The organism is Psychrobacter cibarius, from assembly GCF_904845955.1.
Taxonomy (GTDB): domain Bacteria; phylum Pseudomonadota; class Gammaproteobacteria; order Pseudomonadales; family Moraxellaceae; genus Psychrobacter; species Psychrobacter cibarius_B.
Map to the genome: position 1 here is coordinate 1 of NZ_CAJGYX010000025.1, position 1524 is coordinate 1524.

1 protein-coding gene is annotated in these 1524 nt (G+C 44.0%); it reads left to right on the top strand.

Going from position 1 to position 1524, the window contains the following annotated elements:
• The first annotated feature begins 51 nt into the window (after window positions 1-51).
• Complete coding sequence (gene leuB, locus JMV76_RS14585) at window positions 52-1155, top strand: 3-isopropylmalate dehydrogenase (protein ID WP_201503184.1); 1104 nt, start codon at window positions 52-54, stop codon at window positions 1153-1155.
• Window positions 1156-1524 lie beyond the last annotated feature (369 nt).

The following is a 1524-nucleotide window of genomic DNA, read 5'->3' on the forward strand; positions in this document are numbered from 1 at the left end:
TGAGGACATGCCCTAACATAAATAAAAAACTACCTACCCACAAGGATTAGTATGGCAACGATTTTAACATTAGCGGGCGATGGTATCGGTCCCGAAATCATGACTCAAGCCATTGACGTACTGAATGCGGTCAATAAGAAATTTGCGTTAGATTTGACACTTGAATCTGGATTGATTGGCGGTGTGGCCATTGACGCAACGGGCGAGCCTTTGCCAGATGAAACGCTAGACCGTGCCCGTGCAGCAGATGCGGTATTGTTAGGAGCGGTCGGTGGCCCTAAATGGGATGGTATTGAACGCAGCAAGCGCCCTGAACGTGGTTTACTTAAAATACGTGGTGAGCTTGGTTTGTTTGCTAATCTACGTGTGGCAAAGCTTTACCCGCAGTTGGTCAATGCGTCTAGTATCAAACCTGAGATTATTTCAGGCTTGGATTTGCTTATCGTTCGTGAGTTGACTGGTGGTATCTATTTTGGTGAGCCACGTGGAATCCGCACACTAGAGAATGGTGAACAGCAGGGCTACAACACCATGGTCTATAGCACAAGCGAGATTCAGCGTATCGGTAAAGTTGCTTTTGAATTGGCAAAAACGCGTGCGCAAGCAGCAGGCACAGCAGCGAAAATTTGCTCAGTGGACAAGGCAAACGTATTAGAAGTCACCGAGCTGTGGAAGCAAACGATGACCCAAATGCAGCAAGCAGATTATAGCGACGTAGCGTTATCGCACATGTATGCTGACAATGCTTGTATGCAATTGATCAAGAATCCTAAGCAATTTGATGTCATGGTGGCAGGCAATATGTTCGGTGATATCTTGTCTGATGAAGCTGCTATGCTCACTGGATCTATCGGTATGTTGCCATCAGCCAGTCTTGATGAAGCAGGCAAAGGGATGTATGAGCCGTGTCATGGTTCAGCGCCTGATATTGCTGGGAAGGACAAAGCCAACCCATTGGCGACTATTTTATCGGTTGCGATGATGCTGCGTTATACTTTTAAGCAAGAAGCAGCGGCACAAGCGATTGAGCAAGCAGTGAGTGATGTCCTTGATGATGGTTTGCGTACGCTTGATGTCTTGGACAGTAGTGAAGCTGGATTGAAGCAAGTGGGGTGCCAAGAGATGGGTCAAGCAGTGTTGGCTAAATTACTCTAGTCCCACTATAGTGATATAGATTGAATTTTCCCCTGTTTTATTTCGATAGGGATAAACTCTCATCTTTATCTTTAATCGTCGTTCTAAACCCATAGTTTGCTCAGCAAATTATGGGTTTTTTTTATGTTCATTTTAATCACTTTCTAGCGGTAACACACTAAACCAGATAGTTGTAAAAAAGTACTTGTTTTAACACAGACACCGCAGGACAAGGGCTTTATTAACATAAAGCTGTTATATGCTCACAAGGTAATATGACACTATAACAGCTTACAAACCACTAGAATCGCAGACTTTCGCGTTAAAAGAGAGCTGATGAAAAAGTGTTTGAGTAAAGTTGGTTATGAAGGCGTTACAACTCAAAATAAC